Annotated in this window: 15 protein-coding genes; 7 read left to right on the top strand and 8 right to left on the bottom strand. The window is 39.6% G+C overall.

What is annotated here, in order from left to right; translation table 11 throughout:
* Positions 1-169 precede the first annotated feature (169 nt).
* Positions 170-2,722 (bottom strand): glycoside hydrolase family 3 protein, encoded by a 2,553-nt coding sequence (locus L659_RS0113640; protein ID WP_024590905.1) that lies wholly within the window; start codon positions 2,720-2,722, stop codon positions 170-172.
* A complete protein-coding gene (locus tag L659_RS0113635; RefSeq protein WP_024590904.1) occupies positions 2,722-3,996 on the bottom strand; it encodes a sugar MFS transporter in 1,275 nt (424 codons plus the stop codon). The genes L659_RS0113640 and L659_RS0113635 overlap by 1 nt, the downstream gene beginning before the upstream one ends.
* Before the next feature lie 258 nt (positions 3,997-4,254).
* Between L659_RS0113635 and L659_RS0113625 the strand changes: the two genes are divergently transcribed.
* From L659_RS0113625 to L659_RS0113615, 3 genes are all read left to right on the top strand, one after another.
* A complete protein-coding gene (locus L659_RS0113625; RefSeq protein ID WP_024590903.1) occupies positions 4,255-5,583 on the top strand; it encodes a GH1 family beta-glucosidase in 1,329 nt (442 codons plus the stop codon).
* A 46-nt stretch (positions 5,584-5,629) separates the two neighbouring features.
* Positions 5,630-6,952, top strand: a complete 1,323-nt coding sequence (locus L659_RS0113620; RefSeq protein WP_024590902.1) for a glycoside-pentoside-hexuronide (GPH):cation symporter — start codon at positions 5,630-5,632, stop codon at positions 6,950-6,952.
* A gap of 62 nt (positions 6,953-7,014) precedes the next feature.
* On the top strand, positions 7,015-8,019 hold the full coding sequence (locus L659_RS0113615; protein ID WP_010552528.1) for a LacI family DNA-binding transcriptional regulator: 1,005 nt from the start codon (positions 7,015-7,017) through the stop codon (positions 8,017-8,019).
* A 72-nt stretch (positions 8,020-8,091) separates the two neighbouring features.
* Here the strand turns inward: L659_RS0113615 and L659_RS0113610 are convergent, their stop codons facing one another.
* Positions 8,092-8,760: a DUF2987 domain-containing protein gene (locus L659_RS0113610; protein WP_024590901.1), complete on the bottom strand. Its 669-nt coding sequence runs from the start codon at positions 8,758-8,760 to the stop codon at positions 8,092-8,094.
* Positions 8,753-9,559 carry a glucosaminidase domain-containing protein gene (locus tag L659_RS0113605; protein ID WP_010552527.1) on the bottom strand — a complete coding sequence of 269 codons (807 nt, stop codon included), beginning with the start codon at positions 9,557-9,559 and terminating at the stop codon, positions 8,753-8,755. Before L659_RS0113605 ends, L659_RS0113610 begins: the two co-directional genes overlap by 8 nt.
* Positions 9,560-9,806: 247 nt before the next feature.
* Here L659_RS0113605 and L659_RS0113600 point away from each other — a divergent pair, with 247 nt between their 5' ends.
* Positions 9,807-11,099 (top strand): anti-phage deoxyguanosine triphosphatase, encoded by a 1,293-nt coding sequence (locus L659_RS0113600; RefSeq protein ID WP_024590900.1) that lies wholly within the window; start codon positions 9,807-9,809, stop codon positions 11,097-11,099.
* A 103-nt stretch (positions 11,100-11,202) separates the two neighbouring features.
* Here the strand turns inward: L659_RS0113600 and L659_RS0113595 are convergent, their stop codons facing one another.
* Positions 11,203-13,359, bottom strand: coding sequence for a prolyl oligopeptidase family serine peptidase (locus L659_RS0113595; RefSeq protein ID WP_024590899.1), 2,157 nt, complete (start codon positions 13,357-13,359; stop codon positions 11,203-11,205).
* A 164-nt stretch (positions 13,360-13,523) separates the two neighbouring features.
* On the opposite strand from L659_RS0113595, the gene L659_RS0113590 reads away from it, so the two are divergent.
* Both L659_RS0113590 and L659_RS0113585 read left to right on the top strand, forming a co-directional pair.
* Positions 13,524-13,838 (top strand): DUF962 domain-containing protein, encoded by a 315-nt coding sequence (locus L659_RS0113590; RefSeq protein ID WP_002959779.1) that lies wholly within the window; start codon positions 13,524-13,526, stop codon positions 13,836-13,838.
* Between the two features lie 669 nt (positions 13,839-14,507).
* A complete protein-coding gene (locus tag L659_RS0113585) occupies positions 14,508-17,078 on the top strand; it encodes a TonB-dependent receptor plug domain-containing protein (protein WP_024590898.1) in 2,571 nt (856 codons plus the stop codon).
* 81 nt (positions 17,079-17,159) lie between these two features.
* Here the strand turns inward: L659_RS0113585 and L659_RS0113580 are convergent, their stop codons facing one another.
* From L659_RS0113580 to L659_RS0113570, 3 genes are all read right to left on the bottom strand, one after another.
* Complete coding sequence (locus tag L659_RS0113580) at positions 17,160-18,218, bottom strand: branched-chain amino acid aminotransferase (RefSeq protein WP_226929038.1); 1,059 nt, start codon at positions 18,216-18,218, stop codon at positions 17,160-17,162.
* 135 nt (positions 18,219-18,353) lie between these two features.
* The gene (locus L659_RS0113575; RefSeq protein ID WP_024590897.1) at positions 18,354-19,406 is read right to left on the bottom strand and encodes a fatty acid desaturase family protein; all 1,053 of its coding nucleotides are present in this window, start codon (positions 19,404-19,406) and stop codon (positions 18,354-18,356) included.
* Positions 19,403-20,446 carry a flavin reductase family protein gene (locus tag L659_RS0113570; protein WP_024590896.1) on the bottom strand — a complete coding sequence of 348 codons (1,044 nt, stop codon included), beginning with the start codon at positions 20,444-20,446 and terminating at the stop codon, positions 19,403-19,405. Before L659_RS0113570 ends, L659_RS0113575 begins: the two co-directional genes overlap by 4 nt.
* A gap of 275 nt (positions 20,447-20,721) precedes the next feature.
* Between L659_RS0113570 and L659_RS1000000124125 the strand changes: the two genes are divergently transcribed.
* On the top strand, positions 20,722-21,285 hold a 564-nt coding region (locus tag L659_RS1000000124125; protein ID WP_442960114.1), incomplete at its 3' end, for a PQQ-dependent sugar dehydrogenase.

The raw sequence follows: 21,285 nt of genomic DNA, 5'->3' as shown, positions 1-21,285 counted from the left end.
AAAAAGGTCCCACCAATAAAAACGTGGTAACCCTTTGTATTTATATAGATTTACCCCTATTAAGTTATATCAATTAGCTCAAGTATTTATGCAGGTTAGTATTAATCCTCTACATAAAAAAAGCCCTTCATTCGAAGGGCTTTGGTATACACACAATAGAGTTAATAAACTACTTACAAGACAGTGTAGCCTCGTCTGCCTTATTAGGCACAAACTGAATATTAGCCACAGAAATTGATGCTTTACCATTGCTGCGTAAGCTAAATGGGCTTGTTAGGTTTGCAAAATTAACACCCTTATCAGCAAAACAACCTAAATCGATTGATACTGACTGCCATTTATTCTCAATGGTTTTATCCACTACGTTTGCTAAATCAATGCTTGCACCACATTCACCCGAGCAAGTCATAGCAAGTGCTATATCGCTCGTTAGTGCTTCGTTTAATTTAATATCAAAGCTAATTACACTATCTGCTTCAACGTAAGTAATGGTATCTTCTGCAAAGCTTGTTACTATTTCAGCACTGGCTTTTTCTGCACCGCTAAAGTTAAATTGGCGCGCGTCTTCTTGTACTATTTTGTCCTCAGTTCGGTATTTAATTGCACCAAATTCATGAGTACTACTCGATACATCTAAAAGCTCATCGCCCGATTTTAACAATAAGCGCCATGGTGCTACAGGTGCACCAACAAGTATATCCATACTCGTAAGCCCTGAGTTATCAAGTTTAGAGTCTTCATCAAGGTCGTCAGCTAATACGTTTTTATCGCCGTACGTTAAACCAAAACCATAAGGGAGTAATGGGTCGTAATTTTCATCGCCTTTATTAACTGCAGTTTGTACCGCTGATTTAGGCCAAGAAAACGATAATTTACCTTTAAAGTTATTTTGAATGGTGCCGTCTGCCGCTTTTAATAAAACATCAGCAATACCTGCGCCTTCTGTACCTGGCAACCATGCAGCTACAAACGCGTCAGATGCGTTAAGTTCGCTGTTAACCCACATAGGTCGACCTGATATAAACACCGATACAACAGGGATACCTTGCTCTTTTAGCAAGCTTAAAAGTGCTAATGACTTTTTATTTCCGCGCTCAAACTCAAGGTTATCTTTATCGCCGTGCCCTTCTGCGTAAGGTTCTTCACCAAATACAACAATGGCAACATCAGGACGTTGATCAAACGTACCATCAGCACTTAAAGTAACACTTCCACCTGCTGCAGATATTTGTTCTTCAAGCCCTTTATATATCGAAGTAGCACCAGGGAAATCAGCATTTTTATTATTAGTCCCCTGCCACGTAATACTCCAACCACCCGACTGTTTACCTATATTATCAGCACCATCACCTGCAACAAGTACGCGTTGATTAGCTGCGATAGGTAATAGGTTATTTTTATTTTTAAGTAATACAAGCGATTCGCGCACAGCTTGACGTGCTACTTCGCGGTGCTCTTGGGCACCAATTAGCTCTGTTTTTCCAGAGTAAAGACGCTTAGCCGGGCTTGGTTTATCAAATAAACCAGCGCGTAACTTTACGCGTAAAATACGTGCGACCGCATCATCAATGCGGCTCATACTTATTTTACCTGCATTTACTTGTGCAATTGTATTTTCATATAGCGGCTTCCACGCGCCTGTTGGCACCATGAAAATATCAAGACCAGCATTAACGGCTTGTGCACAGCTTTCGTTAGTACAGCCTTCAATTTGACCGTGACCGTTCCAATCGCCTACTACAAATCCATCAAAACCCATTCGTGTTTTTAATACATCAGTAAGTAAGTATTTATTGCCGTGATTTTTAACGCCATTCCAGCTATTAAAAGAAGCCATAACCGATTGGCTACCCGCCGACAAACCACCTACATAACCTTGGGCATGAATATCAAATAGCGACTGTTCGCTATCTATATTATTTCCCTGATCATCCCCATCAACGGTGCCGCCATCGCCAATAAAGTGCTTAACCGTGCTAATAACACGCTTATCACTTAAAAAGTCGCCATCGGCTTTACCTTGCAATCCATTTACAATCGCTGCTGAGTAATCGTGAACAATCTTTGGATCTTCAGAGTAGCCTTCGTACGTTCTGCCCCATCGGTCGTCTCGTACTACAGCTACAGTGGGTGCAAATACCCAATCTATCCCCGTAGCCATTACTTCTACTGCGGTAATAGACGCTATTTGCTCTATTAAATCAGGGTTATTAGCCGCGCCTAAACCAATGTTATGTGGAAAAAGCGTCGCGCCTATTACGTTGTTATGACCATGTACTGCATCGGTGCCCCACATAGTTGGGATACTACTGCCATCAACTGAGTCATCGACAGAAGCTTGATAAAAGCTCTCTGCTAAGGCGACCCAGTCCATTGGTGTTGCATGTTTGTCACCATTAGGGAATGCACCACCGCCATTAAGGTATGAACCGAAGCCATATTTACGCATGTCTTCAACGGTAATATCACGAATTTCTGGCTGAATCATTTGAGCAACCTTTTGCTCAAGTGTCATGGCTTTTAAATAGCTAACTATTTTAGCTTCAATATTGGCATCTTTTTTAACAGCAATATTAAGTTTTGGCCAAATTTGCGCTGTTTTAGATAACGTTTCATTACTTTCAACCGATGTCACTGCGTCGTTTGAACAAGCCGATAAAGTACCTACTGATGCAATTAATGTTGCTAAGGCTATTTTATTAAGTGTAAAAGGGGTTTTCATTATAGAGTCTCCTGCGCTTGAACTGGTTTGCTACCGCTTAAACCATAGAACACGATAAATATGTAACATAAAATAGGTAAAACATACGAAAGTTGAACACCCACACTATCAGCAAGTGCACCTTGTAAAAGTGGCACTATTGCACCACCCACAATCGCCAAACACAAAATACCAGAGCCTTGAGCTGTATGTTTGCCAAGTCCATTTAACGCTAAACTAAAAATAGTGGGGAACATAATAGAATTGAATAAACCAACCAATAGTATTGACCACATTGCTAATTGACCCGACGTGCTCATGGCAATAACGACTAAAATAATAGCCATGGTTGCGTTAAAGCCAAGTACTTTACCAGCAGGTAATTTTTGCATTACAGCAGCACCAATAAAACGCCCAACCATAGCACCACCAAAATAATAAGTGATGTAATGAGCTGCAGCATGCTCTTTTAGCCCTGCTATATTTTCTTGTGCTAAAAAGCTTACTAAAAAGCTACCAATTGCCACTTCTGCGCCAACGTACATAAATATACCCACAGCACCTAATACAAGATGGCGATACTGCCAAGCACTGCCTTCAATTGCCTCTGATTTTTCGGCTTCTGCTTTTTGCTCGCTCATAATGTCTGGTAATTTAAGCCATGCAAAAATACCGGCTAGTAAAATAAGCATTGCAGCTAAAAGGAGGTAAGGAAGTTGAACTGACTCTGCATTTTGTGCCGGTGTTAAAAAGGCTTCTGACGCTGAGTCCAGAATTAACAGAGCACCAAATGATGGCGCAACCGTAGTACCTAACGCGTTAAAAGCTTGGGTTAGTGTTAAACGAGACGACGCAGTTTTTGCTGAACCCAACAAACTTACATAAGGATTTGCAGATACTTGTAATAACGTTATGCCACTGGCAAGTACAAATAAAGCAAATAAAAATACAGGATAACTATGTAAAGACGCTGCTGGGTAAAATAAGATACACCCTACTGCCGCAATTAAAAGCCCAACCACGATTCCTTTTTTATAACCAAGCTTTTTAACAATGTGTCCACTAGGGAGTGACATTAAAAAGTAAGCGCCAAAAAAGCAAAACTGCACAAGCATTGCTTGTACATACGTTAAATCGAAAACCGCTTTTAAATGCGGAATCAAAATATCATTTAAGCAGGTAATAAAACCCCACATAAAAAACAGTGAAGTTAAAGATGTAAGTGCAAAACCATAGTTTTTATCTTGGTGGTTTTGCGACTGTGTGTGTGATGTCAGTGGTGCTGAACTAGCCATGTGCTCTCCGCAATTTATTATTATAAATTGATCTTCAGTAAGTAATTAATACAAACCCCGCTAAGGCGCAGTATTTAAGAGTTGACCTGAAGATTAATTAACATTAATCTAAAAATGTAAGCGCTTTCACGGCTAATTAAATACGAACATGTTACATATTTCAACAACTTTTATTTTTAATAATGTTTTGTACCCGCTGAAAGTCAGTAAAAATAAGCGCTAAGCGTGCAATTAAGTTCTCAAAAAGGTTTGTAACCAATGACAAAAATATCATTACCATTTAATTCACCTCTATTAACAAAAGACTTTGTTTATGGTGTAGCTACAGCATCATTTCAGATAGAGGGCGGGTATGAGCATCGCTTACCGTGTATTTGGGATACCTTTTGTAGTACTGCAGGTAAAATTGCTGACAATTCACATGGTCATATTGCCTGCGATCATTACAACAATTGGCAACAAGACATAGATTTAATAGAGTCTCTAGGTGTTGATGCTTACAGGCTTTCTATTTCATGGCCTCGCGTGATGACTCAAGACGGAAAGTTAAATCCTGTAGGCGTTAAGTTTTATACTGATATTTTAGATGAGCTAAAACGAAAAAATATAAAAGCCTTTGTTACTTTGTACCACTGGGATTTACCGCAACACCTTGAAGATGAAGGCGGCTGGCTCAACAGAAAAACAGCTTATGCATTTGAGCAATACGTAGAACTAATTACTAACGCATTTGGAACACGAGTGTATTCTTACGCTACATTAAACGAACCCTTTTGCAGCGCGTTTTTGGGTTACGAAATTGGCATACATGCCCCGGGCCTGGTCGGTAAGCAGTATGGTAAAAAAGCAGCTCATCACTTATTACTCGCTCATGGTCTGGCCATGAGCGTGCTAAATAAAATATCACCTAATACTAAAAACGGCATTGTGCTTAACTTTACACCCGCATATCCACTTACTGATGCTCAGCAAGACATAGACAGTGCCAAATACGCTGATGACTACTTAAATCAGTGGTACATGAAACCAATAATGGATGGTAAGTACCCCGATATAATTAACCAATTACCAAGCAATCATTTACCAGACATACACCCTGGTGATATGGAATTAATTTCTCAGCCAATTGATTACTTAGGCATTAACTTTTATACCCGCCAAATTTATAAAGCGCATCCTACTGACATTTATGAACCCATTGCACCTACGGGTCCGTTAACTGATATGGGATGGGAAGTTTACCCACAATCGTTCACCGACCTGCTCGTATCGCTTAATAAAACATACACCCTACCGCCTATTTATATAACCGAAAATGGCGCAGCCATGCCCGATACATATAATAATGGTGAAGTTAACGACTTAGATCGTTTAAATTACTATAATGATCACTTAAATGCGGTTCATAATGCGATTGAACAAGGTGTTGTTATACATGGCTACTTTGCTTGGAGCTTAATGGATAACTTTGAATGGGCAGAAGGCTACTTAAAACGTTTTGGTATTGTGTATGTAGATTATAAGACGCAGCAACGCACTATTAAAAATAGTGGCTTAGCTTATAAAGAACTCATCTCTAAAAGATAAGAGTATACCCACAACTAAAAACAAGTATAAAGCGGGATAAACAATCATGGTCAGTGTAAAAGAAAAAATAGCGTATGGCTTAGGCGACACCGCAAGTAATATTATTTTTCAAACAGTTATGATGTTTTTAATGCTGTACTACACAGACGTAGTGGGTTTATCGCCTGCTGTTGTAGGTACTATGTTTTTAGCAGTGCGTATTTTTGATGCCGTAACCGATCCATTAATGGGTAACCTTGCTGATAAAACACATACGCGCTGGGGGCACTTTCGCCCCTACTTACTTTGGCTTGCCCTTCCTTTTGCCATTATTAGTATTTTAGCGTTCACTACGCCTGATTTAGAAGGCACCGATAAAATAATTTACGCTTTTACTACTTACACTCTGCTTATGGTTGTCTACACCGCTATCAATATTCCTTATTGTGCATTGGGCGGCGTACTTACGGCTGATGTAAAAGAGCGCGTTACTATTCAGTCTTACCGGTTTGTATTTGGTATGCTAGGCGGCGTAATAGTAGCGGGTTGTACTATGCCAATGGTTGAGTACTTTGGCCAAGGCGATGCTGCCAAGGGCTATCAATACACAATGACTGCAATGAGTATTTTAGGTTTTGTACTGTTTTTACTTTGTTTTTTAGGCACAAAAGAGCGTATACAACAGCCTAAAGAGCAAAACATTCCTTTTGCCCAAAGTGTTAAAGCATTAATTAAAAACGATCAATGGCGAACACTTTGCTTAGCTGCATTTTTTTTACTTACCGGGCAAGTATTAAGGCTTACGCTTGCTGTTTACTACGTAAAATACTATTTAGGTCGAGACGATTTAATCACTTTATTTATGACGCTAGGTGTTGCAGCCAGCATGGTAGGTTGTGCTTTAGCTCAACCACTTGCAAAGCGCTTTTGTAAAATAAAGGCCTATATAAGCTTACAAGTTATTGCCGCCGCTATTTGTGGTTTTAGTTACTTTATTAGTAAAGATCAATTAGTACTCGCATTTACTGCCTTTATTTTATGGAAATTCTTTTTAGATATGGCAACCCCGTTGTTGTGGGCAAAAATGGCCGACACCATAGATTACGGGCATGAAAAAACAGGGGTACGCATTACGGGTTTAGTTTATTCGGGCGTTATATTTTTTATTAAAATGGGCGTGGCTGTAGGCGGCGCAATTGCAGGCTGGTTGTTATCTTTTTACAGTTATCAGGCCGATGCAGTACAAACTCTTGATACCCAGCACGGTATTTTACTGTCATTCACTGTACTACCTGCTTTTGGCTCATTATTTGTTGCCTACATAATGAAAAAATATACACTGACTAATCAGGTTGTTGAAAATATTCAATCTAAACTAACAGCTAGTTAAGATATATACTCTAAGGTATTATTTAGCCGAAGTAGTTAAGGATAAGCGAGTGAACAAATAACATGGCAACAATTTATCAAGTCTCAGAGCTTGCGGGCGTATCGTTAGCCACCGTTTCTCGCGTGATGAACAAAAATACCCGTGTAAGCGATAAAACTAAACAAAAAGTGCTTGATGCTATGGCGCAGCTTGGCTACAAGCCTAATTCAATAGCGCAATCTTTAGCCTCTAACTGTACTAACAGTGTCGGTATTTTAGTGTCTGAGTTACATGGTCCTTTCTTTGCCCAAATGATGGCAGGTATTGAGTCAGAGCTTCGTGCTGCGGGTAAACACGTTATTATTACCACCGGACACAGTGAAGAAGACAAAGAACAAGAAGGCATTGAGTTTTTAATTAGCAGACGCTGCGATGCCATTATTTTGCACGTAGAAGCCGTCTCAGACGACTACCTAATAAAATTAAGCCAAGGCTCTACACCCGTTTATTTAATGAGCCGTTACGTAGAGCAACTAAAAGACAACTGTATCAGCCTAGATAATCAATTAGGTGGTTACCTAGCCACTAAATCGATATTAAATCAAGGCCATACACAAATAGCGTATATTGCAGGCCCGCAGTTTAAAGCCGATGCTTTTAACCGCTTAGAAGGTCACAAACAAGCGCTTACAGAGGCTGGTGTTAAATTTGATCCTACGCTTTATTATATTGGCGACTTTAACGAAACTGGCGGTAGTAAAGGCTTAAAACATTTTATTGATGAAAAACTTAGCTTTACTGCACTGGTATGCGCCAATGACGAAATGGCCTCCGGTGCCATGAAGTATGCACGAGAGCACGGTTATAACTTACCAATTGATTTATCGATTGTTGGATTTGATAACGTTATTTTTGCAAACTACCTATACCCTACACTCACGACCATAGATAATCCGGTCGGGAAAATGGGCGAAATGGCAGCTAAATTAGTGCTTAAAGACGTATATCAAAATAAAAACCTTGTTATAAATCGCTTTTTTGAACCCACTTTAATGCAGCGAGATTCATCAGCACCACTTATTAAATAAAAACCAAAGACTAAAAACGAGTACTAATTTTGGTACAAAAAAAGCGGCTAAATGCCGCTTTTTGTATGTGAGCTACTTAACAATCCAAGGCGTTACTTTAATAACGTTCGATATATCGCCAAGCACTGCGCTATCATCTTCCCAGCTATCTTCAACTGCAAAATAACACACTGACTTTTCACACGTTATATTTTCATCATCAAATTGCATTGGGCTTTTAAATGTAACTGCTACGCCCTTTTGCTCTGGTAATAAAAACCACATTAATTTACTTACAAAAAAGCCCGACAAATCAGTTAATAGTTCATCAAGTTCTTCGTTAATGGTATATAACGACTGCTTTGAAAATACTAAACCTTCAAGTTCGTTTGCTTCTATTTGTAGCTTTAATTGGCAATCGTGTACAGGGTTGAGCGGCTCTACTACAATGACCGCTTTATCGGTATCAAGCTGCTTATCGAACGGCAATAGTAATTGTGCTTTATCGGTAAAGTTAAGTGGATACTCGTTTCTTTCGGTTAAAATAGTACCGCTTTTAATCGCACATGTTTCATTAGTACCAATATCACTAATGTAAAAGTTAACTCGCGCATATTGAAAATCGCCTTTGTTAACAATTTTTAAGCGGTCGTAAAAACCGTCATACGACATCACAAATTCTCTCGCATTTACATTAAACGCACTAATGCTCAGCAGTACTAACACAATAGCGTTGGTACAATTAAAAATGTATTTATTCATCAAAGTAGGCTCTATTTTGGCTAATCATCGTGTTTAACTCTTCTATATACGCTTCACCGCGCTCAGAGTAAGACATTAAACCTTGTGTAAGTTCAGTCGCTAAAATTGGTTTTTGCTCAAGACGTAAGTTTTCACGTATTGCGCGCAAATCTTTATAAGCAGGATGCGTATTTATGTTTTTAAAGTAAGAGTTTATAGCAGCTCTTACCGATTTAAACGCAGCAACTTCGTGCGCAGCCCCGGTATTACGGCGTTTTGGCACCATGCCACAACCTTTTGTGTAGCACCACTGACCAAAAAAGTTAAGGCCAATACGTGCAAAACGCGAAGTGCCCCATGCAGATTCGTTTGCAGCTTGCATAAGCGCTAATTCTTTAGGAATTATATCAACACGGCGTAGTGCTTGCGTAAGTATTAGCGTATCAACTGTGGTTGGTAAGTCATACGACTTTAAAATTTTAGCAATATCTTTGTTTTGCTTTTTTTCTAAAGGTAATTCGTTTTGTAACATCATGCGTGCTATTTCGAGCTTAGCGCGTTGCTGTAATATTTTTTTATTTTCGGCTTCAACGTGCGGACGAATAAAGCTAAAAAATGCATGTTTTTTTTCTTTAACATCACTAAATTCTGAAAACTTTGGCAGTTTTACATTATGTAATGGTTTTTCTTTTTTCTTCACTTTTTTTGGTTGTTCTGACGTTTGTTCATCTAGTTCAACATCATCATTTTGTATAAACGGATATGCAAGCGCCCATACAAAAAACACGGTTAGTAAAAGCTTAAAAATCGTTTTTAACATCTATTCTCTCTATTAAACTTAGTTATGCATGGTTTATACACAAGCATACGAAGGCGCATTATACCTAAGCCACTTTATAAACGCGAATAACTGGGGTTTGATGACCTTTTACGGTTGAATTTTCAGCAGTGTATTTGAATTTTAGATAAAACAGAGCCTATGTAGTGCATTTGTTCATTCGCAATTTATAAGTCCATGGGTATACTGGGCAAAGTTTAATAATATTAACTATGTGTGAGTAAGCAGTATGGATAAACAATGGCAAAGCCGAATAATAGAGCAATATAAACATCGTCCTAACGATAACCGCTCGCCGTGGCAGGTCGACCGTTCGCGTATTATTCATGCAGCTGCATTTAGGCGTTTGCAAGCTAAAACCCAAATTATGGGCATTGGCCTAAACGACTTTTACCGCACTCGCCTTACCCACTCTTTAGAAGTATCGCAAATTGGTACTGGCATATTGCGCCACTTAAAAGCGCAACATAGCGACTTTACGCACTTTCCATCAACCGGACTGCTAGAAACACTGTGTTTGGCGCACGATATTGGCCATCCACCTTTTGGCCATGGTGGTGAAATAGCGCTAAATTACATGATGCGCGATCACGGTGGTTTTGAAGGTAACGCACAAACACTGCGCATAGTTGCAAAACTTGAGCCCTACAGTAATGGGCACGGGATGAACCTAACTCGTCGTACTTTATTAGGTTTTATAAAATACCCCGCGTTTATTAATACGCTTTGGCATACCATTCCCGACGATACAACCGGTCGTGCATTTATAAAAGCAGATGATTGGCGACCTGCCAAAGGGTTATACAACGACGATGCAGCCATATTCAATTGGATAGTAGAACCACTGAGTCAAAACGATAAAACATTGCTAGGTAACCATGCCGCTATTGATAAGTACCGCGCTAAAACAACGTATAAATCGCTCGACAGCGCCATAATGGAACATGCCGACGATATAGCATACGCGGTACATGACTTAGAAGATGCCATTGCAACCCATGTACTTACATTAGACGATTGGCAAACTCATGCTCTACCTCATTTAAAAGCATTAAACTTTGACTGGTTAAACACCATGCTTGAGTCACTCACCCAGCGTTTGTTTTCAAAAAATGATTATGAGCGGAAAGATGCCATAGGTGAGCTGGTTAATACCTTTATTATTCATATACATTTAGATATTCAAAACGATGCCTTTGAATGCCCTATTTTAAAGTACACCGCTAAATTAGATGCCCAATACGACAGTGTTTTGCAAATACTTAAGCATTTTGTGTTTCAACGTTTAATACGTGACCCCGAAATGCAGCAAATAGAATTCAAAGGTCAAAACTTACTAATAGAGTTATTTACCGCGTTTGCTAGCGATCCGCTGCGTTTATTGCCCGAAACAACACAAGCACAATACATAGAAGCACAAAAGCAAAACCAAGGGATGCGTATAATTTGCGATTATTTGAGCGGAATGACCGACGAATACGCTTATAAAACGTATCAACGATTGTTTTCACCTATGCAGTAGCAATACCAATAGACGTAAGTAATATAAAACTGAGCATTATTAAAAAGGCCGAGTAAATTTAATTTACTCGGCCTTTTTAGTTTTTATATTTAGCTGGAACGTTTTATAACGACTCTACGCCCATGTTATATAGCGTAAAACCAAATATATCAGCATACTGCTCAATTGTTTTACTCGTTGGTGTACCTGCACCATGCCCCGCATTTGTTTCTATGCGAATAAGCGTTGGGTTATTACCTGTTTGCTTTGCTTGAAGCTCAGCTGCAAACTTAAACGAATGCGAAGGGACAACGCGGTCATCATGATCGCCAGTTGTGATCATAGTGGCTGGATACTCAACACCTGCTTTTACATTATGAAGTGGTGAATACCCTTTTATGTATTCAAACATTTCTTTGCTTTGCTCACTGGTACCGTAGTCATATGCCCAACCAGCGCCGGCAGTAAATGTATGGTAGCGCAGCATATCAAGTACACCTACAGCAGGTAGTGCCACCTGAAATAAGTCTGGGCGCTGCGTCATCACTGCGCCAACTAACAAACCACCGTTAGATCCACCGCGAAGTGCTAAACGCTTTTTAGACGTGTACTTTTTATCTTTTAAGTACTCAGCCGCTGCAATAAAGTCGTCAAACACATTTTGCTTTTGCAATTTTGTGCCGGCATTGTGCCAGTCTTTACCGTACTCACCACCACCACGAATATTAGCAACGGCGTATACACCACCTTGCTCAAGCCATACTGCATTAACAGGGCTAAAGCTTGGCGTTAAACTAATATTAAAACCACCGTAACCGTATAAAATAGTAGGGTTTGAACCATCAAGCTTAATGCCTGTTTTATAGGTAATTACCATCGGTATTTTAGTGCCGTCTTTTGATGTGTAAAACACTTGCTCAGACGTGTAATCATCACTATTAAAATCAATAGCCGACTTACGATAAACACCCGATTCACCCGTAGTTACATCAAACGTATAAGTAGTACCTGGTGTTTTGTAGTTAGTGAACGAATAATAAAGCGTTGTTTGATCTTTTTTACCGCCAAAACCACGTGCAGTACCCACGCCTGGTAATGTAATTTCGCGAATTAGCTCGCCTTTTTTGTTGTACTGTTTTACCTGTGAAATTGCATCAACCATGTAGTTAGCAAAAAAGGTATCGCCACCTTTTGTAAGGTTTAATACGTTTTTGGTTTCAGGAATTAAATCAACCCAATTTTCAGGGCTTGGATTACTTGCATCAACCGTCACTACTTTTTTGTTTGGTGCATTGAGGTTAGTAACTAAAAACAGCTTGCTGCCTTCGTTATCAATAACTGATGTATCTGAATCAGTATTTCCAACAACCGTTACAAACTCACTGTTTTCTTTTGTTAAGTCTTTTATAAACAGTTTATTGCCTGAGGTAGACGTACTTGCCGAAATAAGTAGGTAGCGGCCGTCATGGGTTACATCAGCGCCTACATAGCGATGTTTTTGCTCATCAGTTTCACCAAATACAACTTGGTCAGCAGACTGTGCAGTACCTAGCTTATGGTAATACGCTTTATGCTGATCTGTTTTAGCCGAAAGTTCACTCCCTTTAGGTTTTTCGTAACTTGAATAATAAAAACCTTCGTTGCCTAACCAATCAATGCCACTAAATTTAACGTCAACAAGCGCTTCTTCAACTTGCTCTTTAGTATGTGCATCAATAACTATAATTTTACGCCAATCGCTGCCACCTTCAGATATTTGATATGCGAGTAATGACCCATCTTTTGAAAACGATAAACCCGACATAGACGTCGTACCATCGTCACTAAACTTGTTTGGATCTAAAAATACTTCAACGTCGCCGCCATCTTTACTGCGGTACAAAACATATTGATTTTGCAGGCCATCGTTTTTATAAAAATAGGTGTAATCGCCTTCAGTAAAAGGAGCGCCTATTTTTTCGTAGTTCATTAGTTTTTCAAGGCGCTGCTTTAACTTATCGCGATAAGGGATTTGTTCTAAATAAGAAAACGTTAAATTGTTTTGCGTTTTAACCCAATCGGCAGTTTCGCTGCTCATATCATCTTCAAGCCAACGATACGGGTCGCTAACGGCTTCTTCAAAGTAGGTGTCTACGATATCGCCTTTTTTTGTTTCTGGGTATATAACTGCGTTAACTTGCTTCATAGGTGCTTTTACTTCTTCTTGAGTTACCGTATTAGTTGGCTCTGAACAGCCGCTAAGCGCTACAATTACAGCACACGCTAGAGTATGTTTAAACATCCTGAGTTCCATTCTTATTTATTAATAGTGCGCCTAAGTTATTAACTTTTAGCCCTTTTGTCTATTTAGATGCGTTAAGCGCCATTTATCGCTGTAAACAAATGTAAACTTACGCTTTAATAGCACGACCCTCATTAAAATAAAAAACAATAAAAGAGCATACTATGCAAAGTACAAACCCCACGTTTAAAAGCTTTAAAGCCTTCTACCCTTATTATTTAAAAGAGCATCGCAATGTTACTTGCCGCCGCTTACATTTTATAGGAAGCACCCTCGTTCTTGCTGTAATCGCAATAGCATTATTAAAACAACACTACAGTTTATTGTGGCTATTACCTGTTATTGGATATGGGTTTGCGTGGGTTGGGCATTTCTTTTTTGAAAAAAACCGCCCAGCTACTTTTAAACACCCTTTTTACAGTTTGTGGGGAGATTGGGTAATGTTTAAAGATATGCTTGTTGGAAAAATTAAATTTTAACACTATTTCTAGCACTCTTTTTTATACCAATTACTTATAAAAACAAAATTACTTCATGCTTTAAAGTATAGGTTCTAATAAGTAGTACATAATTTATAACACACCCATTAAATGTTAATTTAGTTAACATTTAATGGGTGTGTTTTTATTTTATATTTTTAAAAATATTTATAGCTCAACAGTTGTTTATTGCCAGCCCAATAAAAACGGCTTCCTACTCATGATTAGTTAAATCCACCAACCTCATCTTACCAGTTAATTAAACGTTAAATTTAATTTTTAAATATAATTCATTACCCATCAATTACTTAGCAATTACCTTCGCTATATAACTAAAACAATGGTCATTATAAAAAACAACCAAATGTAATTATAAAAACCCTTAAATTAATTGAATGTTATTCAATTGACTGACTTTGTTAATTAAGTATATGTTCAAGGTAACAAAAAAGTTTATACCAATCCGCTTAATTAAGTGATCTATTTTGAGGATGGAAAAACGTGTTGATAGCTAGGCAAAAAATTCGCTATTTAGTTGCTCTAAATGAGAATTTTTTAACGCAGGTAACGGCACGTTTAGCCCCTAAAAATGATTAAGTATTATTGCGGGTTGGTATTAATCTTTTTGTACAAAACTAAAATAATTCAATGGGTATGGGGAAATACAGCATGAATAGAAAACCGTTATTTAAATTACAGCAATCGGTACCACAAATATTACTCGCAATGAGCGCGTCTGCTGCACTACTTGGTTCGCTCTCAGTAAATGCTGCAGAGCAAGACACTAAAGCAGAAGAAAACATCGAACAAATAAGCGTAATTGGCTCTCGCCGATTAGGCCGTACAGTAGAAGACAGCGCAGTACCCATCGATATAATTGGTGCAGATGCACTTAAAAACTCAGGCTTTACTGAAACGAATGCCCTACTTAGCAGTTTATTACCCAGCTTTAACTTCCCACAAGCATCACTTACTGATGGCAGCGACCATGTACGCCCCGCTCAGCTTCGTGGCTTAGCACCCGATCACACTTTAGTGCTTGTTAATGGTAAACGCCGCCACAGCAACGCATTACTTAACTTAAATGGCTCAACGGGTCGTGGTTCATCATCAGTTGATTTAAATGCGATACCTGCAAATGCTATTGCCCGTATTGAAGTATTACGCGATGGTGCAGCAGCGCAATATGGCTCTGACGCTATAGCTGGTGTTATTAATATTGTACTTAAAAGTGCCAGCAGCGGTGGTTCAGTTGCGGCTATATATGGTGCTAACGTAACCGAAATGGACGGTGTACCACAGCTAAAATCAGTATCTGAAGGCAGTGATGGTAATTTAGCCTTTACTGAAGGAGGCGATCGCTCTTTAACAGACGGCCAAACACTAACGCTGCAAGGTAATATGGGTTTTGAACTTGGCGATAATGGCTTTTTAAACATTTCAACAGAATACCGCGACCGCCATTCAACTAACCGCTCTGACTACGATAATCGTGAAAACTACGCACGATTAGATGATGGCTCTCTCGACCCACGTGAACTTACCGTAAATCGATATAACCATAACTTTGGTAATGGCGATGTTGAAGACTTTTCTGTGTTTTATAACGCAGGGTATCAATTAACAAACGAAGTCGACTTATATTCGTTTGGCTCTTACAGCAAACGTGAAGGCGAAGGCGGCGGGTTTTATCGCCGTGCAAGCGATAGCCGTAATATAGAAGAAGTATACCCTGATGGCTTTTTACCTGTTATTACCTCAGATATAGATGACTTTTCACTGGCACTTGGCGCTAAAGGTTTTGTAAGTGAATGGAATTACGATGTATCGGCCGTATATGGTCAAGATGCATTTGAGTTTGGTGTTATAAATAGCTTAAATACCTCATATGGCCCTACTAGCCAAACAAGCTTTGATGCAGGAACACTTACCTACGATCAACTTACTTTAAACGTTGATTTTAGCCGCGAGGTAGACGTCAGCTTTTTAGAAAGCTCTGTAAACGTAGCTGTAGGTGCTGAGTATCGCCGCGAAGGATACCAAATAGATGCAGGCGAAGAAGCTTCATATGCACAAGGCACATTTGGCCCAGGAGGCGCAGTAACCGACCCAATTGATGGCCCATTTGGCGCAGCGGGGGCACAAGTATTCCCGGGGTTTACACCCGAATCAGAGGGCGATAACAGCCGCCACAACGTGAGCTTATATATAGACCTTGAAACCTACCTAACCGACGATTGGAATTTAGCGGTTGCTGCTCGTTATGAAGATTACTCAGACTTTGGCGATACACTTAACGGTAAAGTTGCGACTCGTTATTCATTAACTGAAGACTTAGCGCTGCGCGCCTCTGTATCAACTGGTTTTAGAGCACCCTCTTTGCAGCAACAATACTTTACCTCAGTAGCCACTGTATTTGTTGATGGCGAACCAACCGAAACAGGTACGTTCGCACCAAGCAGCGATGTAGCAAAAGCACTGGGCTCACCTGGTCTTGATGCTGAAGAAGCAACAAACTACGGCGTTGGTTTTACATGGTCTACCGACTTTAATTTCAGCTTATCGGTTGATTACTACCAAATATTAATTGATGACCGTATTGTATTATCAAATAACTTATCGGGTGCTGCTATTGAGCAACTACTTGAAGGTACCGGTGCTAACCAAGGTCGTTTCTTCTTAAATGCAATTGACAGTAAAACCCGTGGTGTGGATGTGGTTGCCTCTTATAATGTAGCAACTGATGGTTATGGCGATTTAGCCTTTAACCTAGGTTACAACTACGGTAAAAATGAAGTAACAAATATTATCGACCCACCAGCAGAGCTGCAAGGTGCAGGGTTTGATCAAGACAACTTGTTCTCAGGCACTGAACTGCGTCGTTTTGAAGTAAGCACACCGCGTAATAAGTACAACTTAAGCGCAACGTGGACTAACGACGACATACGTACCACGCTTAGAACAACGCGTTACGGTGAAACTCAAGACCCTTCAGATATCCCAGAACGTAATGAAGTGCTTAAGCCTAAATGGATAACCGACTTAGATGTCGCCTACTCGCTTAGTGAAAACTTATCGCTGAGCTTAGGGGCTAATAACATTTTTGATGTTTACCCAGATGCAACCCGTGAAAATGTTGACGATGTAACCACCTTCTCTCGTTTATTTGCTTACTCTAGCTTCTCGCCGTATGGATTTAACGGACGCTACGTGTACGGCAAAATAGAAATGAAGTTTTAATAAGCACAGCTTAAAGTAACCAAACACACAAAAGCCACCGATTAGGTGGCTTTTTAATGCGAGTTAGAATCAAATCTATAATTAGATTTTAGTTAACCAGCCGTGTTTGTCTTCACTTTTACCCCATTGAATATCGTTCAATGCTTGGCGAAGGCGTGCAGTAGTTGGGCCTGGCTCGCCAGTACCTACTTTGTATTCTTTATCGTTATGAATAAATGTACCCACAGCAGTTAGTACAGCTGCAGTGCCCGAAAGCGCCGCTTCGGTACCTGGTTTAGCAGCACGCTCTAATAGCTCAGTAACGCTAAAGTTACGCTCGCTTACCGTCATACCTAAATCTTTGGCTATGGTTAAAATACTATTACGCGTTACGCCATGTAAAAACGTGCTATCAAGCGCTTTAGTAATAATTTCGTTGCCATCAATAAGTATAAAGTTAGCAGCACCGGTTTCTTGTACGTCGCCACCTGGGCAAAATAAAATTTGATCTGCTTGATACTTAGTTCGTGCAGCACTAATAGGTGCTAGAGCACTGGCGTAGTTACCACCACTTTTTACCATTCCCATGTGCGGGGCGCAGCGCATGCCATCTTCTTCAAGCAGTACACGCAGTGCAGTTGCACCACCGGCAAAGTAATCACCTACTGGCGATAGTAACGTATATAAAAGCGAGCTCATTGATGGCGCTGCCGCTTTACCAATTGCAGCCTCAGTACCAATATGGGTTGGGCGAATATACATAGAGCCCGGCGGTAATGGCGTTTCATCTGCGTATTCGCGCATAATATCGATAATCATCGTTTTTAGCATATCGCTGTCAAAACTCGGTAAGCTTAATAGCGCTGAGCTTTGTTGCATGCGTGCAATGTTTGCATCCATTCTAAAAAGATAAACAGAACCATCTTCATGGCGAAAGGCTTTTAAGCCTTCAAAACATGTACTTGAATAATGAAGAACGTGCGCACCAGCATGAAGTTCAAGTTTATCGGAAGGGACAATTGAGCTTTCGCTCCATTTATTATCAGAAAAACGAGCTTGAATCATCTGCGGCATAAACACGGTACCAAATGCGGCCATTTTAATCTCTCTTGTGTGGTCTATTTTCCTCCATTGTATGACAATCACACGCTGTTTAACCATAGCTAAAGTAAGGCTTTTTTAATTAACTATGAGAAATTTTTGCAAGTGCTGTTTACTAATCAACCGCATTGGGTGCTATAAACAAAAAAATCGGCTAATACAGTTGCACTAGCCGATTTTTTAAAGGTAAATAATTTACTTGAACGAATATCTAATAATACGTTTTAGCACCGAGGTATACTGTTTAAAAAAGCTACCTGTATGGTAATCAATACCGTGTTTTTTCAAAACGGCTTGTACTTGAGGTGCAACTTCTTGGTAGCGCGAAGACGGCATATCTGGAAATAAGTGATGCTCTATTTGGCAGCTCAAATGCCCCGTTAAAACATGAAACCAATGCGACCCTTTAATATTAGACGAGCCCAGTACTTGGCGATAATACCACTGCCCTTGCGTTTCGTTTACGCAGTCTTCTTGTTTAAAAGTTTGTGTTTCTTCTGTAAAGTGACCACAAAATATTATGGTCGACGTCCATAAATTACGGATTAAGTTTGCCAGTAAATTCCCCGCCAATACCCATAAAAATAATGGGCCTGCAAGTAACGGAAATATCGCATAATCTTTAATTAACTGGCGAGCGCCTTTACTAAAAAAGCGCTGCTTTAATGTAGAGTGTGATACAAGCCCTTCACGGTTTTCTTTCTTTTTACCAATAAAAACACGCTCTGCAGCTAACTCGTGATACGACACGCCCCACTGAAATAACACACTTAAATTAATATACGTAAAAAACTGCCATACATTTTTAAAACGCCACTTAAAATCATCGCTTAAACGCAACAAGCCATAACCAAAGTCTCTGTCTTTACCAATAATATTAGTATACGTATGGTGTTCAAAGTTATGAACGCGATGCCAACTTTGCCCGTCGCACGCTATGTCCCACTCATAATGTTGTGAGTTAAGTTGCTTGTCGTTCATCCAATCGTATTGACCATGCATTACATTGTGGCCAATTTCCATATTGTCTAAAATTTTAGCAAGCGCTAATAGCAACACGCCTGCAACCCACAATAGTGGCTGAATAAAACCAAGCATTAGCAAAATTCGCCCGCTCCATTCACACACTCGCTGTTTGCGCACAACAGAGCGAATATAGTCAGCATCTTGTTGGCCAACTTTGCCAAGGGTGTCCATTTTAATGGCATCTAGCTCGCTTGCGAGCATGTCATAGTTAATGTTTTTCATAATTGTAACTCCAAATCACTAACAGGTTGGCTTACGCAAAGTTGGATTAATTGCTCGCCGTTGTCACTCAATTCACCTGTTTTTAAATTACGTACCACGCCTGACTTTTTAATACATTGGCATTGATGGCAAATACCAATACCGCAACCGCGTTTAACGGGGAGCTTTTTTTCTTCAAACTGAGTCAGTAAAACATCGTTGCCCGATACAACATGGGCACTGGCGTTAATTTTTACATTAAATTGGCTATCGTCGTTTAAGGTAGGCAGCGCTAAACCAAATGCTTCTTGGTAATAATTTAGCTTATGAGTTTTAGCAAAATCGCTCACCGTTTGCATAAATGCTGCAGGGCCACAGCAGTAAATGTCTGGGTTTTCCCACGGCTTAATATTGCTGGTTATATCGCTTGATTGCTCACGCGTTAATAATAAAAACGAAAAATGCTCAAATTGCGCTGCCAACTCACTTAGCTCATCAACACATTGATGCTCAGTGGCTTTTGCGTAATACACCAACGACACTTTTTGTGTAGTTTGGCTTAAGTAATCATCAAGCATAGCCAGCATAGGTGTTATACCCGACCCACCGGCAACAAAAGTAGCCGGTGTATGTGTATTTTTAAATACAAAGTCGCCGTTTGGCGCAGAAATATTGCACCATAAACCCGCTTTTAATGCACTGCTGAGTAAGCCTGTAAAGCGCCCTTGCGCATTTGTTTTGATTAGTAAGCGCACTAAACCTGTATTTTTAAATTGTTGAACGCTTGAAGCCACGGTAAAAACGCGTGTTAATAATCGCCCATTAATTTCAAGCGTTAAACTTATATGCTGCCCTGACGTATGCGCCTGCCATTGTTTGCTTGGCTTAAGTTGCACACTTAAAAAACCGCCATCAAGCACAGCGGTACTAACTACTTGCGCTCTAAACTGTCCTGCACGCCACGCAGGTTTAAACACCTGCATTATTGGCTCTATATAGCCTGCAAAACTTTGATGGTGTAAAAACCATTTTGAAAATTGGTTTAATACTTTAATTATCATCACTATTAATCTCTTGGATCGTAAAATACTTAACGTTTGAACTTACACGTGTACGCTCAAACTTCAGCGCACAAGTGTACGCTGAAATTTTTAGTTTTCAACCCCAATAGAGTAATTATTCAATTTTTTATTAGCGCTAATTACTAAAACAATTTTCTGTTAAAAGATCATCGTATAAAAATATAAGTGTGTGTTTTTCATTCAACTCAACGCTTAACAAATTTATTTATGCCATGTTAAGGTTATGTAAGATTGGATTAATTTTGGAAGCCATAATGATAAATTTAATGTCACATAACACACTCCCTAAAATAATAAGTGCAGGCTTAACCGTTGTTATGTTTGCTATTAATGCACCCGCAAATGCAAAAAGCGATTACGTAAAAAACTATAAACAGCTCGATACTTTATCGCTTAACGTTAACGCAGTAACAGCGGCAGAAGGTGTGGTTATACCTTGGGCTATTGAGCCTTTAGCTAATGGTGACTTGCTAATATCTGAGCGCAGTGGAACGTTATTTTTATTACCTAAAAATACAACTACGTTAACTAAGGTTTCAGGGCTGCCCGACATTGACGCTAATGGCCAAGGTGGATTACTTGATTTATCACTACACACCGATAGTAAGCAAAACCAATGGCTGTACTTTAGTTACTCAAGTAGTGAGGGCAAAGGAAGCGGAAGTAACACCGCCTTAATGCGCGCTAAGCTAAGTAGCGATCATACGCAGTTGTCTGATCAGCAATTGCTATACAAAGGCGAGCATAATAGTACCAAAGGCCAGCACTACGGCAGCCGTATTGTGTTTGATGATGAAGGTTATGTTTATTTTTCAATT

It is taken from the genome of Pseudoalteromonas sp. S8-8, from assembly GCF_000497875.1.
Classification (GTDB): domain Bacteria; phylum Pseudomonadota; class Gammaproteobacteria; order Enterobacterales; family Alteromonadaceae; genus Pseudoalteromonas; species Pseudoalteromonas arctica.
Note: the sequence above shows the minus strand (reverse complement) of the source record. Positions and strands in the feature narration are given on the sequence as shown.

Coding starts and splice junctions, on each gene's coding strand:
- L659_RS0113640 (WP_024590905.1), bottom strand. CDS start 2,722: ATGAAAACCCCTTTTACACTTAATAAAATAGCCTTAGCAACATTAATT.
- L659_RS0113635 (WP_024590904.1), bottom strand. CDS start 3,996: ATGGCTAGTTCAGCACCACTGACATCACACACACAGTCGCAAAACCAC.
- L659_RS0113625 (WP_024590903.1), top strand. CDS start 4,255: ATGACAAAAATATCATTACCATTTAATTCACCTCTATTAACAAAAGAC.
- L659_RS0113620 (WP_024590902.1), top strand. CDS start 5,630: ATGGTCAGTGTAAAAGAAAAAATAGCGTATGGCTTAGGCGACACCGCA.
- L659_RS0113615 (WP_010552528.1), top strand. CDS start 7,015: ATGGCAACAATTTATCAAGTCTCAGAGCTTGCGGGCGTATCGTTAGCC.
- L659_RS0113610 (WP_024590901.1), bottom strand. CDS start 8,760: ATGAATAAATACATTTTTAATTGTACCAACGCTATTGTGTTAGTACTG.
- L659_RS0113605 (WP_010552527.1), bottom strand. CDS start 9,559: ATGTTAAAAACGATTTTTAAGCTTTTACTAACCGTGTTTTTTGTATGG.
- L659_RS0113600 (WP_024590900.1), top strand. CDS start 9,807: ATGGATAAACAATGGCAAAGCCGAATAATAGAGCAATATAAACATCGT.
- L659_RS0113595 (WP_024590899.1), bottom strand. CDS start 13,359: ATGTTTAAACATACTCTAGCGTGTGCTGTAATTGTAGCGCTTAGCGGC.
- L659_RS0113590 (WP_002959779.1), top strand. CDS start 13,524: ATGCAAAGTACAAACCCCACGTTTAAAAGCTTTAAAGCCTTCTACCCT.
- L659_RS0113585 (WP_024590898.1), top strand. CDS start 14,508: ATGAATAGAAAACCGTTATTTAAATTACAGCAATCGGTACCACAAATA.
- L659_RS0113580 (WP_226929038.1), bottom strand. CDS start 18,218: ATGGTTAAACAGCGTGTGATTGTCATACAATGGAGGAAAATAGACCAC.
- L659_RS0113575 (WP_024590897.1), bottom strand. CDS start 19,406: ATGAAAAACATTAACTATGACATGCTCGCAAGCGAGCTAGATGCCATT.
- L659_RS0113570 (WP_024590896.1), bottom strand. CDS start 20,446: ATGATAATTAAAGTATTAAACCAATTTTCAAAATGGTTTTTACACCAT.